14 protein-coding genes are annotated in these 12,317 nt (G+C 58.8%); 7 read left to right on the forward strand and 7 right to left on the reverse strand.

What is annotated here, in order from left to right; genetic code table 11:
• Window positions 1-57 precede the first annotated feature (57 nt).
• The 4 genes from D8U69_RS03260 to D8U69_RS03280 all read left to right on the forward strand — a co-directional run bounded on the left by D8U69_RS03260 (window position 58) and on the right by D8U69_RS03280 (window position 2,286).
• Window positions 58-744 carry a hypothetical protein gene (locus D8U69_RS03260; protein ID WP_056856304.1) on the forward strand — a complete coding sequence of 229 codons (687 nt, stop codon included), beginning with the start codon at window positions 58-60 and terminating at the stop codon, window positions 742-744.
• Between the two features lie 49 nt (window positions 745-793).
• Entirely contained in the window at window positions 794-1,165 is a 372-nt protein-coding gene (locus tag D8U69_RS03265; RefSeq protein WP_007944009.1) for a YajD family HNH nuclease, read from the forward strand.
• Between the two features lie 186 nt (window positions 1,166-1,351).
• Complete coding sequence (locus tag D8U69_RS03275) at window positions 1,352-1,822, forward strand: RNA methyltransferase (protein WP_056855999.1); 471 nt, start codon at window positions 1,352-1,354, stop codon at window positions 1,820-1,822.
• Window positions 1,823-1,914: 92 nt separating this feature from the next.
• A complete protein-coding gene (locus tag D8U69_RS03280; protein ID WP_056856000.1) occupies window positions 1,915-2,286 on the forward strand; it encodes a DUF2892 domain-containing protein in 372 nt (123 codons plus the stop codon).
• A 78-nt stretch (window positions 2,287-2,364) separates the two neighbouring features.
• Here the strand turns inward: D8U69_RS03280 and D8U69_RS03285 are convergent, their stop codons facing one another.
• Together D8U69_RS03285 and D8U69_RS03290 are read right to left on the reverse strand one after the other, a co-directional pair.
• Entirely contained in the window at window positions 2,365-3,594 is a 1,230-nt protein-coding gene (locus tag D8U69_RS03285; protein WP_130906681.1) for a hypothetical protein, read from the reverse strand.
• Between the two features lie 37 nt (window positions 3,595-3,631).
• Window positions 3,632-4,081: a YcgN family cysteine cluster protein gene (locus D8U69_RS03290; RefSeq protein ID WP_056856002.1), complete on the reverse strand. Its 450-nt coding sequence runs from the start codon at window positions 4,079-4,081 to the stop codon at window positions 3,632-3,634.
• 164 nt (window positions 4,082-4,245) lie between these two features.
• On the opposite strand from D8U69_RS03290, the gene D8U69_RS03295 reads away from it, so the two are divergent.
• On the forward strand, window positions 4,246-4,839 hold the full coding sequence (locus D8U69_RS03295) for a nitroreductase family protein (protein ID WP_056856003.1): 594 nt from the start codon (window positions 4,246-4,248) through the stop codon (window positions 4,837-4,839).
• Between the two features lie 137 nt (window positions 4,840-4,976).
• Here the strand turns inward: D8U69_RS03295 and D8U69_RS03300 are convergent, their stop codons facing one another.
• From D8U69_RS03300 to D8U69_RS03315, 4 genes are all read right to left on the reverse strand, one after another.
• Window positions 4,977-5,909: a D-2-hydroxyacid dehydrogenase gene (locus tag D8U69_RS03300; RefSeq protein WP_056856004.1), complete on the reverse strand. Its 933-nt coding sequence runs from the start codon at window positions 5,907-5,909 to the stop codon at window positions 4,977-4,979.
• A 120-nt stretch (window positions 5,910-6,029) separates the two neighbouring features.
• The gene (locus D8U69_RS03305; RefSeq protein WP_053155806.1) at window positions 6,030-6,323 is read right to left on the reverse strand and encodes a YcgL domain-containing protein; all 294 of its coding nucleotides are present in this window, start codon (window positions 6,321-6,323) and stop codon (window positions 6,030-6,032) included.
• Window positions 6,320-7,453: a ribonuclease D gene (rnd, locus tag D8U69_RS03310; RefSeq protein WP_056856005.1), complete on the reverse strand. Its 1,134-nt coding sequence runs from the start codon at window positions 7,451-7,453 to the stop codon at window positions 6,320-6,322. The genes D8U69_RS03305 and rnd overlap by 4 nt, the downstream gene beginning before the upstream one ends.
• Window positions 7,454-7,628: 175 nt before the next feature.
• Window positions 7,629-9,278 (reverse strand): phosphoethanolamine--lipid A transferase, encoded by a 1,650-nt coding sequence (locus D8U69_RS03315; RefSeq protein ID WP_130904302.1) that lies wholly within the window; start codon window positions 9,276-9,278, stop codon window positions 7,629-7,631.
• A 398-nt stretch (window positions 9,279-9,676) separates the two neighbouring features.
• Between D8U69_RS03315 and D8U69_RS03320 the strand changes: the two genes are divergently transcribed.
• Window positions 9,677-10,861 carry a cyanate transporter gene (locus D8U69_RS03320; protein WP_130906682.1) on the forward strand — a complete coding sequence of 395 codons (1,185 nt, stop codon included), beginning with the start codon at window positions 9,677-9,679 and terminating at the stop codon, window positions 10,859-10,861.
• A gap of 122 nt (window positions 10,862-10,983) precedes the next feature.
• Window positions 10,984-11,919: a LysR family transcriptional regulator gene (locus D8U69_RS03325; RefSeq protein ID WP_130906683.1), complete on the forward strand. Its 936-nt coding sequence runs from the start codon at window positions 10,984-10,986 to the stop codon at window positions 11,917-11,919.
• A 3-nt stretch (window positions 11,920-11,922) separates the two neighbouring features.
• Here D8U69_RS03325 and D8U69_RS03330 read toward each other — a convergent pair whose 3' ends face one another.
• A complete protein-coding gene (locus D8U69_RS03330) occupies window positions 11,923-12,288 on the reverse strand; it encodes a 5-carboxymethyl-2-hydroxymuconate Delta-isomerase (RefSeq protein WP_130904299.1) in 366 nt (121 codons plus the stop codon).
• Window positions 12,289-12,317 lie beyond the last annotated feature (29 nt).

Genomic DNA, 12,317 nt, shown 5'->3' on the forward strand with positions numbered 1-12,317 from the left:
TCCCAACTGCGTCGGTTTGCCTTCCCCTGTGCTGCCATTTTTCCTCAAGTGAGCCCCATGAAACGTTTCGTTCTGCTCGATACCGCCCCCATTCCCGAGAACGGCGGCGCCCTGTGCCTGTTCGAGTATGGCGAGGATTTCGTCATCAAGATCCAGGGCGGCGACGGCGGGCAGTTGATGAACACGCGAATGCACGGATCTGAAGATGCTTTGGCCGAAATCCCTTGCCGCAAGGTCGCCGGTCGTCCGAATTCACGGGTGTTGATCGGTGGCCTGGGCATGGGTTTCACCCTTGCCTCGGCACTCAAGCACCTGGGCAAGAGCGCTGAAGTGGTGGTCGCCGAATTGGTACCCGGCGTGGTGGAGTGGAACCGTGGCCCTTTGGGCGAGAAAGCCGGCAACCCGCTACTGGACCCGCGCACTGTCGTGCGCATGGAAGACGTGGCCAAAGTGCTGCAAGCCGAGCCGCAGGGCTTCGACGCGATCATGCTCGACGTCGACAACGGCCCCGAAGGCCTGACCCAGCGGGCCAATAGCTGGCTCTATTCCGCCGGCGGCCTCAGCGCCTGCGCCAAAGCCCTGCGCCCCAAAGGCGTGCTGGCAGTCTGGTCGGCCAGCGCCGACCGGCAGTTTTCCGACAAACTGAAAAAAGCCGGGTTCAAGGCCGAGGAAGTGCAAGTCTTTGCCCACGGCAACAAGGGCACCCGCCATACCATCTGGATTGCCGAGAAGCTCAAGGGCTGAGCTAAACTGGCTGCATAACCGTCATTAGTCTCTCTACAAAGGTGAACCCATGAGTTCGTCCACCCCAACCAACACGTCGAAGCTCGATCGCATCCTCGCCGACAATCAGCGCGACAAGGAAATGGGCTACCGTGACAAAGCCCTGAAGATGTATCCGCACGTGTGCGGGCGCTGCGCCCGTGAGTTCTCCGGCAAGCGCCTGAGCGAACTGACCGTGCACCACCGCGACCACAACCATGACAACAATCCACAGGACGGCTCGAACTGGGAGTTGCTGTGCCTGTACTGCCACGATAACGAGCACTCGCGTTATACCGACCAGCAGTACTTCGGCGAAGGCTCGCTGAGCACGCCGAAAATCGCCAAGGCCACGCATAACCCGTTTGCCGCGCTGGCCGGCTTGATGAAGAAAGAAGACTGAAGGTCTTGCACTGATCGTTCCCACGCTCTGCGTGGGAATGCCGCCAGGGACGCTCCGCGTTCCGCTTTTGAATGTGACGCAGAGCGTCACGGGATGCATTCCCACGCAGAGCGTGGGAACGATCACTGACCACCCCTCCCCCAATCCCCGTATAATCGCGCTTTTTTCGCAAAAGGCACCCCGCTCGTGGCAGACAAACGGTACAGCTGCATTGGTTTGTTCAACCCCAAATCACCGGAGAATGTCGGCTCCGTGATGCGCGCCGCTGGCTGCTATGGCGTGGCGTCGGTGTTCTACACGGGCAAGCGTTATGAACGGGCCGCCGATTTCGTCACCGATACCAAGCGCGTCCATTACGACATCCCACTGATCGGCATCGATGACCTGAAGAAAATCCTGCCCCTCAATTGCGTTCCGGTCGCCGTGGAACTGGTCGAGGGCGCCCGTCCGCTGCCCGAGTACACCCACCCGGACCGCGCGCTGTACATCTTCGGCCCGGAAGACGGTTCGCTGGATAAGGAAATTCGCGACTGGTGCGAAGACGTGGTCTACATCCCGACCACCGGCTGCATGAACCTGGCCGCTACGGTCAACGTCGTGCTCTACGACCGCATGGCCAAGGGTCTCAATACTCGTTCGGGACCAAAATTCCGCTGAGTTGCCGCACATTCGATGGAACAAGCGACACGCCTGCGCAGTCAGCTTAACTATCGATTACTGAAACAGTCCTTGCTGCCTGGAGACAGATCATGAGCGAACTCAAACGCGTAGAACGCATCGAATCCACCCCCTTCCAGAGCCCGTCCGATCAAAACGTTCAGGGCTGGGAACGCATCGGCTCGCTGGCCGGGGGCGTGGTAATGGTCGGCAAGGGTCTGCGGCGCGGCGGCATCTTTGGCCTGATCCAGGTGGCTATCGGCGGCGTGGCCCTGGCCCGTGGCATCACCGGCCACAGCTCGGCCAAAAGCCTGCTGGAAAAAAGTCGTCAGGACATGGACAACGTGCGGGCAAGAATCCAGCGTGCCGGTGAAGAGTTGAAGACGCTGAAGGCCAATGCCGAAGCGGCGACCAAAACCGCTACGGTCACCGGCAATGATTCGTTGAAGTCGCCGAAAGCCTGAAAATCACAAGATCGCAGCCTGCCGGCGCACCTGCAAAGCTCATTTGCAGGAGCGCCGGCAGGCTGCGTCTTTTGATCTTTACCGAAGCAACTCGCTATCCAACACCCTGGAAGGCTCACCAAGTACGCTCTCACTGAGCTGCACGAACACCTTGGTATCGATGCTTTCCAGCCGCATCGCTCCGCGCACCACATCATCCAGCGAACGCTTGTTGCGCGTCTTCAGGCGAATCTCGCGGTCCAGATCCTGCAACAACACCACTGCCCTGGCCACTTGCGCCGGATTGACCTGCTCCCCGCGCAATGTCGTGACCTTCTGGCCAGACTTGAGCAGTTTTCCATGCAGGCTCTCGAACCGCTCATCGCTCATGCCGCCGGCGCGGCGCAGCAATTCAATGGCGTAGTACTCGGCAAATCCTTCGCTGATCCAGTCACTGCGCTGTGAGTCATTGATCCGACCGAACACCTGGACCAGTTCACGCACCAGCGCGCTGCCGCCGCTTTCGCTGACCAGTGGCAGGCGACTGTTGAAGTAGATCGACTCATGCGCCGCCACGCTACCGCGCCACATCGGATCGTTGGCACCCACAATCAATAACTTGGTGGGGTGCCGAGGAAACACAGCTTGGACTTGCGGCCAGACAAACGTCAGCAGCGTCAGTACATCCATTCGCCGCATGCCCTGGCCTTGCGGGGACGTCACCGTGACTTCGGTTTCACCGAGCCGGGTGCGGCGGCTGCCAAGGTTGCCCGCAAGCATCCAGCCCGTGGGCCGGTCGAACAGACGGGAAACGTTGTCGATGCGGAACTTGTTCTTGCCGATTCGCGGCCAGGCCGTCTCGACGCTTTTCCAGCCATTGGGCAACTCAAACTCAAGGCGTGAAACCAGTTCGATCCCGTCTTGCTGATCAAGCCTGGCGGCGGGCACCAGATCGTCGCCGCGCATCAACGCCCAACTCGGTGTCATGCGTGTATCGAAGCTGGCGCTTTTGCGGCCATGGCTGATACGCACGCGATAGGTCAGGCTGGCCTTGTCCGACGCCGGGCGCCAGATGCCGCGGGCCTGCTTGCCGGGTGTGAGCTGCCATTGACCGTCGGCCTTGAAATCGCTGTAACGGCTGCCGTCGCCGAGGGCGAAATCCAGGCTGCGTACCGCCGAGCCCTGGGCCAGGGTCAAGCGCACTTGCGCCTGATCACTGTGCGGTAACAGCAGCACGTGGTAATCCAGATCGACCTTCTTCGCCGCCCACACCGGCGAACTCAATAGCCATATTCCTGCGATCAGCGCCCGCTGCCACCCCACAGCCATACACACTCCTTGGTGAAACCGTTGACTCGCAGTTCGCTTAACCCGCGCGGAAAATCAGGTGATCTTCCCAATCATCTTCCGGCACGCTGCCTTCGGCGAGCATGCGTCCGGACTGGGAAATACGCTCGTGGTGCACTGCGTCGCGATCACCACAGACCAGGTGATGCCAGAGTGGCAAATCCTTGCCTTCGCTGACCAGGCGATAACCGCAGGTCGGTGGCAGCCACTTGAACTCGTCAGCCTTGCCGGGCGTGAGCTGGATGCAATCGGGTACGGAGTCGCGACGGTTCGGGTAATCGGTGCACTGGCAGGTTTTCAAGTCCAGCAGTTTGCAGGCGATGCGCGTGTAATAGACGCTGTTGTCGTCTTCATCTTCAAGCTTTTGCAGGCAGCACAGGCCACAACCGTCGCACAGCGATTCCCATTCCTCTTGATCGAGTTGATCGAGGGTTTTGCGTTTCCAGAACGGTTCTACTTTGGCGGCCATGGTTCGAGCATCGACATCAGGTGATGAAAAGGCCGCCAGTCTAGTGCCCGCAGCCCTGCGGGCCAAGCATTGGCGACTGTCGGTAGAACGCGCTTGTCAGTTTTGGCGGCGCCAAGTAGGGTTTTGCGTCGCCCCGATGTTCAAATGTCACAAGGAATCTCTTGATGAGTGCAAATCCACGCGTTGCCGATTACGCCATTCACCCTCAGTTCACCGATCGCTGGTCGCCCCGCGCCTTTACCGGCGAGGCCATTCCAGAAGAAACCCTGCTGAGCTTCTTCGAAGCCGCCCGCTGGGCACCGTCGGCGTACAACTCGCAGCCTTGGCGCTTTCTTTACGCGCGTCGCGATACGCCAAACTGGGAACGCTATCTGGGCCTGTTGAACGAGTTCAACCGAAGCTGGGCGCAACACGCCTCGGCACTGGTCATCGTGATTTCGAAAACCACTTTCGCGGTACCTGGCGCCACTGAAGAAACCCCGGCGCTGTGGCATACCTTCGACACCGGTTCGGCCTGGGGCCACCTGGCGCTGCAAGCGAGCCTGAGTGGCTGGCACACTCACGGCATGGCCGGTTTCGACCAGGAACTGACCCGCAAGGAGCTGAACATTCCTGAAGGCTATGCCCTGCACGCGGCCGTGGCAGTCGGCAAGCTGGGCGACAAGGCCACCCTGGCCGAGTACCTGCAAGCCCGTGAAGAGCCAAGCCCGCGTCGTCCGTTGAGCGAACTGGCCACTGAAGGCGATTTCTCCCTCTAAATGAGGGCACCGTTGTACCTGTAGGAGCCAGCCTGCTGGCGAAGAATGCCCAGACGCCGCGATCATTCAGACAGGGCACGTTATCGTTCCCGTCCATCGCGAGCAGGCTCGCTCCTACAGTTTTGATCGCACTGGGCTCAATACCCGCGATTGAAATCCACTTCCCCGCGCAATGCCTCGCCCGCCTGATAGGCCCGCAGGTTCTCGACAAACAGTTTGACCATCAACGATGGCGAAGTCGGTGCCGAACTGTGTCCCGTCAGCAACAGACCCCAGGCTGTCCAGAACGGATGGCGCTGCGGCAGTGGCTCCTGGCGGCAGACGTCAATCACCGCACCTGCCAGATGACCTTCTTTCAATGCTTCCACCAGATCAGCATCGACCACCGCAACGCCACGCCCGACATTGATGAACAGTCCGGTTGGCTTGAACTGCCTGAACAGCGCCGCATCGTAGATATCGTGGGTGTTTGGGGTGTTTGGCAGCAGATTGATTACATAATCCACTTCACCGACCAAGCGCGGCAAATCCGCCATCGTGCCGACTTCGACAAATGGCGCCTGCTCCCGGGCACTGCTGGCAATGCCATACAGTTCAACGCCAAACGGCATCAGGAACTGCGCAACGGTCTGGCCGATGTCACCCGTGCCGACAATCAGCACCTTGCGCCCCGCCAGGCTCTGACCATGGCGACTGTCCCATTTGCGTTCGACCTGGCTGACCAACCGCGCCAGCACTTCGCGCTCATGGCCCAGCATGTAGGTGAGCACATACTCGGCCATCACCTGGCCAAAAATCCCCACGGCGCGGGTCAGGCGGTAGTGCCGCGGCAGGCCGTCCGCCAGCAGCGGCGTAATGCCAGCCCATGTCGATTGCAGCCATTGTGGTTGGTGACCCTGGCGCAGCAAAGTCGCCAGTAAATCAGGCTGGCCGAGCCAGATCGGGCAATCGGCAGCCTGTCGGGCCAGTTCGGCAGAGTCGCCACTGGTCAAGACTTCCAGATCAGGCGCGGCCTCCCGCAACAGGCGGGCGTACACCGGGTGGTCGTGTTCAGCAATCAGAACGCGCATGCATCAAACCTTTCAAAAACAGTGCAGACGGCCGCCGGCAGAGCTTCGCCCTGCCAGCGCGACCATCGCCAAAATCATTCCAGTGTTTCATCAAGACTCTGAACAGAGCCTGTCTGCCGATCACATAGGGTCGTTGCGTCGCAATAACTCTTCCGGCAAATGTTCGATGTACTCGTCCTCGGCCGGTGGCATTTGCAGGTGGTAACCCTGCTTGTCGAGGTTCTCCAGCACCACCGTGATGTCCTCGCGCGACAGTTTGCGCTCCGGGCTCAACACCAGGTCGAAGGCGTGGATGGCTTTGCCGAAGGCGGCCATCAAGGTTTCCGGTACGCGTTCCAGAGCATCGCTCTTGAGTACATAAAGGTACATTTCATTGCGTTTGGTGCTGCGGTAGATGGAGCAAATACGTTTCAAGGCTGTTCTCCGGCGGTGGCCAGGCTGTCGAGCAGCGCCTGGCCCATCAATTCGCGGCGCCAGCCACGCAGCGAATCAGGCAATTGGTAGGGACCATTGGGGAAGCCGCTTTTGAGCAGCGCTTCCAGGGTTTTCTTGCGCAGCATCAGTTCCGGCGCAATGTTCAGACGCTCGGCTTCAACCTGGCCGATGGCTTTCAGCTGTTTGAGCAGTGCGGCGGCGTCCACTGGCAACGGCTCCGGCACGGCGGGCGGCCATTGATCGGGCGACACACTGCCAGAGCGCTTGATCAGATCAAGCAGAAACTCGCCGTCCTGACGCACGGTACGCGGATGCATGTCTTCGATCTTCGCCAACGCGCCAAGGTTGTCTGGCTGCGTGCGCGCCAGCGGCCACAGCGAATGCTCGCGGATGATGCGATTGCGCGGCAGGTCACGGGCACGGGCTTCTTTTTCGCGCCAGGCGCAAAGTTCACGCAGTACCGCGAGCTGAGCGCGGGACAGCTTCCAGGCCAGTTTGGCGTCGCGATAGACCTCGTACGGGTCGATCTCGCGACGCAGGTTGGCGACCAGTTCGGCACCGTCCTCCAACACCCAGGCATATTTGTCGTCGGAAAGCTTCGGGCGCAGTTTTACGAACACCTCTGCCAGATGTACGGCATCTTCCGCGGCGTAACTGATCTGTGTTTCGGAAAGCGGACGTTGCAACCAGTCGGAACGGGTCTCGCCCTTGGGCAGATCGATGCCGAGCACTTCCTGCACCAGTCGCGAATATCCCATCGAGAACCCAAGGTTCAGGTAAGCGGCGGCCAGTTGCGTATCGAACAGCGACGCCGGCAGGCTGCCGGTCAGGCGCAGCAAGACTTCAAGGTCTTCACTGCACGCATGCACGACTTTGACCACGGCTGAGTTTTCCAGCAACGCGGCCAGAGGTTGCCAGTTATCGATGGTCAGCGGATCAATCAGGTAAGCGCGTTCGCCATCGCCAATCTGCAGCAGACCTGCGATCGGATAAAAGGTGTCGACCCGCATGAATTCGGTGTCGAGGGCAACGAATGGCAACTTTTGCCACTCGGCGCAAAATTGACCGAGGCTATCGTTGTCGCGAATCCAGTGAATATCGATGGCCACACGGCTCTCCCTTGAAGAATGGCCCGCAGTATATATCGCCCCCGGCGATTTCCGCGCATCCACTGAACAAGAGCATCAACGAAAACACCTGGCGTACCCGAAGAATAGCCCGTCAACTCCCATTCGACCTGCCTTGCAGGACATGCAGGCCAAACCATCTCGGATCACGCAACACTCATTTATTCGCCAACACGCCATCGATCACTGCTGCGCGGCATCCGGCAAACATATCCAGATCCTGGTTATAGACTTTGCTGTTGACCTCCAGCAACCCCAGCATCGAGTGGAACAGGTTGTCCTGGCTAAGAGGCTTTTCACGGCTTAGCTGCAGACAATGGGTGTCGACGGAGAATGACTTTTGATAACTGTCGGAGAACCAGGCGAGCATCGCCACATGCTTTTGTTGGTCCGGCGCCAGCATGTACGGCGTGCCGTGGAGGAAAAGGTTGTACTCGCCCAGGGATTCGCCATGGTCCGACAGGTAAAGCATCGCCGTATCGACCTTGTCCTGATTGTTGCGCAGCAAATCGATCAGTGTCGACAGCACATGGTCGGTATACACCAGGGTATTGTCATAGCCATTGACGATACTTTCACGGCTGCAATTGTTCAGCGCATTACTCTCACAAACCGGCGTGAATCGTTCGTACTCTTTCGGGTAGCGCTTGAAGTATTCCGGGCCGTGACTGCCCATCTGGTGCAACACCAGTACCGTGTCTTTATCCAGGTTATCGATGAAATGCTGCAGGCCTTGGAGCAGGATCTCGTCGCGGCACTCACTGTTGGCGCACAATACCGGGTCCTTCAACTTGCTGACATCCTCGAGCGTGACCCGATCACAAGTGCCTTTGCAGCCCGACTGGTTGTCGCGCCAGATCACGTCCAGACCCGCTCGCTTGAGCACGTCCAACAGCCCCTCTTCGTTCTTCGCCTTGCTCGCGCTGTAATCCTTGCGCCCCATATTGGAAAACATGCACGGCACCGAGACGGCGGTTTCAGTGCCACAGGAATGCACATCGGTAAAGGCGATCAGGCCGGCTTCTTTACTCAGCGTTGGCGTGGTGTCGCGGTCATAGCCGAGGATGCCAAAGTTCTCGGCCCGGGCGCTTTCACCCACCACCAGCACCGTCAGGGATTTGCGGCCATGGGTCTGCCAAACCGGATTTCGCTGGGCGTCTTCGCCAACAGTGGCAAAGGGTTGTCGGGCAGACGCGACCTGCTCACGCAAGTAGCCAAAAGATGCCCCGATGTAGTTGCTGGGCACCACCATCAGTCGCAATTCGTGGTGATTGCGAAACAATGAAGCAAGGCCCTGATAGTTGACCAGTGCCACACCGCCGATGACGGCTAGCGACGCCACACTCACCAGAACTTTACTCAACAGTTCACGGTGCCAGCGACGGTAATTGATCGGTGTTTTCCACAACAGCAACGACGGTAATACACCCAACATCAGAATATAAACAAACAACTTTAGTGACAGTAAGTCACGAACTTCCGTGGCATTGGTTTCAGCAAAGTTACGAAACATGCCGGCATCGATCAGTACGCCGTACTGACTCATGAAATAGGCGACGCCAGCGCTGACCATGAACAACAGCGTCAGCACGGGCTTCATGACGGGCCGAAACGCCAGCAAGGTCAGCACAATGTTGAAGGCGGCGAGGATCATCGCACCGAAAGCCACGCGCATGACGACACCCTTGCCATCTGCCGCCGTAATCTCGAACAAGTGTTGCCACAAGACAAAGTTGAAAGCTGCTAATAAGAATGCGCTGGCAATCAGTGTCACCCACTCGGAGCGCACGGCTTTAATCTTCAACATGAGATTGGCTGTTCCTGAAAAGAAGTGCCCACGGCGTATGTGAAAATTTCATTTACCGCGACAACACTGATTCTGCGCAGTCGACCATCAATTTTTTGTGAAAAAGAAGCCAACGATTAGTTGGCCTCTGAGATTAGCCTGACACTTTTAGAATATTTGAGAATGATTCAGCTGTAGTTCAGGGAGCGGGTGAATACAACTCCATTCCCTTATGGGAGCGAGCCTGCGCGCGATCGCGGTTTATCAGGCAACGGTGATGCTGAATGTCATGCCCTCTTCGCGAGCAAGCTCGCTCCCGCAGGGACCTATTTAATTTTTGAATACCGCGGCGGATTTTCTGATTTGCCGCCTCCCCCACTGGCGCGCCTAATCGATCTCCTGTTTCTCAAGGACCGATTATGGAAAACGTTCGCGCAACCTCCCGCCCTGCCCTCTGGTTAATGCTCAGCATCATTCTTGTAGCCCTGAACCTGCGCCCCTCCATGGCCGCCGTCGGGCCTTTACTGTCGGCCATTCGTGGCGACATCGCGCTGAGTTTCAGCCTGGCGTCACTGCTGACCATGCTGCCCGTCATGGCGATGGGCCTGGCGATGTTCTTCGGGCTAGCCGTCAGTCAGCGCCTGGGTTCACAACGCACCGTTGTGCTTTCGCTATTGATCATCGGTATCGCCACCGTCTCGCGGTTATTCATCGATTCGGCGTCCGAACTGATCCTCAGCGCCGTACTGGCCGGCATCGGTATTGCGCTGATACAGGCGCTGATGCCGGTGCTGATCAAATCCCGCTTCAGCGACCATGTATCCCTGTGCATGGGGCTTTACGTCACGTCGATCATGGCCGGTGCCGCTATCGCCGCTTCTTTCGCGCCACTGGTGATGGTCCGCACGGGTAGCTGGCGTGCCGGCCTGGCGATCTGGGCCCTGCTGGCGGTGTTGGCGTTGCTGTTCTGGTACGGCCAACGCGCCAGGATGCCGGTTCAGGACGCAAAGCCATCGAGCAATGGATCTTTCTTCGGCAATTCCCGCGCCTGGCTGCTGGCGGTTTTCTTTGGTTTGGGCACGGCGTCCTACACCTGTGTTCTGGCCTGGCTGGCGCCGTATTACGTGGAAAAAGGCTGGAGCGAACAAAACGCCGGACTGTTGCTGGGCTTTTTGACCGCCATGGAGGTGCTGTCGGGCCTGCTGACGCCCGCCATCGCCAATCGCAGCCGTGATCGACGCCTGGTGCTGGCGGCGTTGCTGGCGTTGATCATCGCCGGTTTCTGCGGGCTGATCTTGAGTCCGCAACACCTGAGCCTGCTGTGGCCGTGCCTGCTGGGCCTGGGCATTGGCGGGTTGTTCCCGATGAGCCTGATCGTGTCGCTGGATCATCTGGATGAACCCCGACGCGCCGGTGGCCTGACCGCATTCGTGCAAGGAATCGGTTATTTGATCGCCGGGCTCTCGCCGCTGTTGGCCGGGATGATCCGCGATCAGCTCGGCAGCTTCGAATGGGCCTGGTGGTCACTCACCGCAGTGATGGTCCTGATGCTATTGATGGTCTTGCGCTTCAATCCGCGGCACTACGCCCGACACTTTCACTGACTTGCCAACAGCTGCTCACAGTTGCATGCCTGCGCGAGATTCTCCTCGCGCTGGCATTCCGCTAGGATCGTTCGCACAAGTTTGCGCACGATCCGCGCAATATGCGCAGTGGGACGGAAGGAATGCTCAACAGTAACGTGTTACGAAAGCTCGACATGCAGGACCTCATGGTGTTCGTCGCCGTGTATGAGCAACAAAGTGTCACCGAGGTCTCCGAAGCGCTGAGCGTCAGCCAGTCCACCGTGAGTTACTGCCTGAAAAAACTGCGCAACGGTTTCTCCGACGACTTGTTCATCAATACCCGCACCGGCATGCACCCCACTTCCAAAGCCAGCAGCATGTACCCGCATGTGCTGAAGATTCTCGAAAGCATCAACCTGTGCCACAGCGGCGCACCGGCATTCGATCCGGCCTTGCAACCGGCGACCTTCAACATTTGTGCCCCGGAATACTTCGAGCAGTTGATCCTGCCGCAATTGCTGAAGCGCTTTGCTATGGCCGACCTTGCGGTGATGGTCAACGTGCACAAATTCGAAACAGACATTCCGGTCGATGCTCTACGGAATGGCAGCCTTGATCTGGTGATTGGCTTCGGCCCGAACTTTCACCGCAGCCACGGCGATTTCAATGCGCAGGTGCTGATGGAGGATGATCTGGTGTGTGTCTTCGACAGGCGTGCCACGCCGCTGGAACCGCGGCTGAGCCTGCAAACTTTCGTCGAGCGCCGGCATGTGTTCCCAACGCCCTGGACTTCCACCACCAATATGGTCGACGGTTGGTTGGCGCAGCAGGCGCAACAACGGCAGATTGTCGCTCGAGCCAACAGCTACGGCGCGGCGCTAAAGATGATCACCGGCACTGACTTCATTTTGACCTTGCCCAGACGGATCCAGCAATTACTGGCCGAGCAGGCCGCCTTCGACCACCGTGAAGCCCCCGAGGGCTTGCCGGGCTTCACGCTCGACATGCGCTGGAGTCAAAGGCTGGATCAAGACAGCGCCAACACCTGGTTGCGTGAGCAAGTGATGATGGCTTGCGCCGACCAGAAGATGTCCTGAAATTCAGACGGCGATTGCGGTCTTGGCGTACGACTCGCGATCAATGTCGAGAATCTCCACACATAGCTGAACTTCAACGCCTGCCGGCCACGCACACAAATCCTGCACCACCGCTAACAGGCTGGCGGATAACTGCTGCTTGATCTGCGCAGAACGACCGCTCAACACCGCCAGCTTCACGTGCACGAACGCCCGCTCGGCCAATGCGGTCCCGATCTTGAACGTCTCTACCTTGACCGCGCGACTCTTGATGTCGGACTCGGCACCGAACTGACCGGAAGCCACCAGCGTATTGTTGAGCCGCATCAGCGCCACATCGGCATTCAGATCAGGCAGATTGGCGGTATATTCCAGGTGCAGGTGAGGCATGGCGGGATTCCTGTAGATCAATGGCAAGT

Source organism: Pseudomonas sp. Sample_16 (assembly GCF_004307665.1).
GTDB lineage: Bacteria > Pseudomonadota > Gammaproteobacteria > Pseudomonadales > Pseudomonadaceae > Aquipseudomonas.

What these genes read in the sequence shown, in the direction of transcription:
- D8U69_RS03260 (WP_056856304.1), top strand. Translation starts at nt 58, where the DNA reads ATGAAACGTTTCGTTCTGCTCGATACCGCCCCCATTCCCGAGAACGGC.
- D8U69_RS03265 (WP_007944009.1), top strand. Translation starts at nt 794, where the DNA reads ATGAGTTCGTCCACCCCAACCAACACGTCGAAGCTCGATCGCATCCTC.
- D8U69_RS03280 (WP_056856000.1), top strand. Translation starts at nt 1,915, where the DNA reads ATGAGCGAACTCAAACGCGTAGAACGCATCGAATCCACCCCCTTCCAG.
- D8U69_RS03285 (WP_130906681.1), bottom strand. Translation starts at nt 3,594, where the DNA reads ATGGCTGTGGGGTGGCAGCGGGCGCTGATCGCAGGAATATGGCTATTG.
- D8U69_RS03290 (WP_056856002.1), bottom strand. Translation starts at nt 4,081, where the DNA reads ATGGCCGCCAAAGTAGAACCGTTCTGGAAACGCAAAACCCTCGATCAA.
- D8U69_RS03295 (WP_056856003.1), top strand. Translation starts at nt 4,246, where the DNA reads ATGAGTGCAAATCCACGCGTTGCCGATTACGCCATTCACCCTCAGTTC.
- D8U69_RS03300 (WP_056856004.1), bottom strand. Translation starts at nt 5,909, where the DNA reads ATGCGCGTTCTGATTGCTGAACACGACCACCCGGTGTACGCCCGCCTG.
- D8U69_RS03315 (WP_130904302.1), bottom strand. Translation starts at nt 9,278, where the DNA reads ATGTTGAAGATTAAAGCCGTGCGCTCCGAGTGGGTGACACTGATTGCC.
- D8U69_RS03320 (WP_130906682.1), top strand. Translation starts at nt 9,677, where the DNA reads ATGGAAAACGTTCGCGCAACCTCCCGCCCTGCCCTCTGGTTAATGCTC.
- D8U69_RS03325 (WP_130906683.1), top strand. Translation starts at nt 10,984, where the DNA reads ATGCTCAACAGTAACGTGTTACGAAAGCTCGACATGCAGGACCTCATG.
- D8U69_RS03330 (WP_130904299.1), bottom strand. Translation starts at nt 12,288, where the DNA reads ATGCCTCACCTGCACCTGGAATATACCGCCAATCTGCCTGATCTGAAT.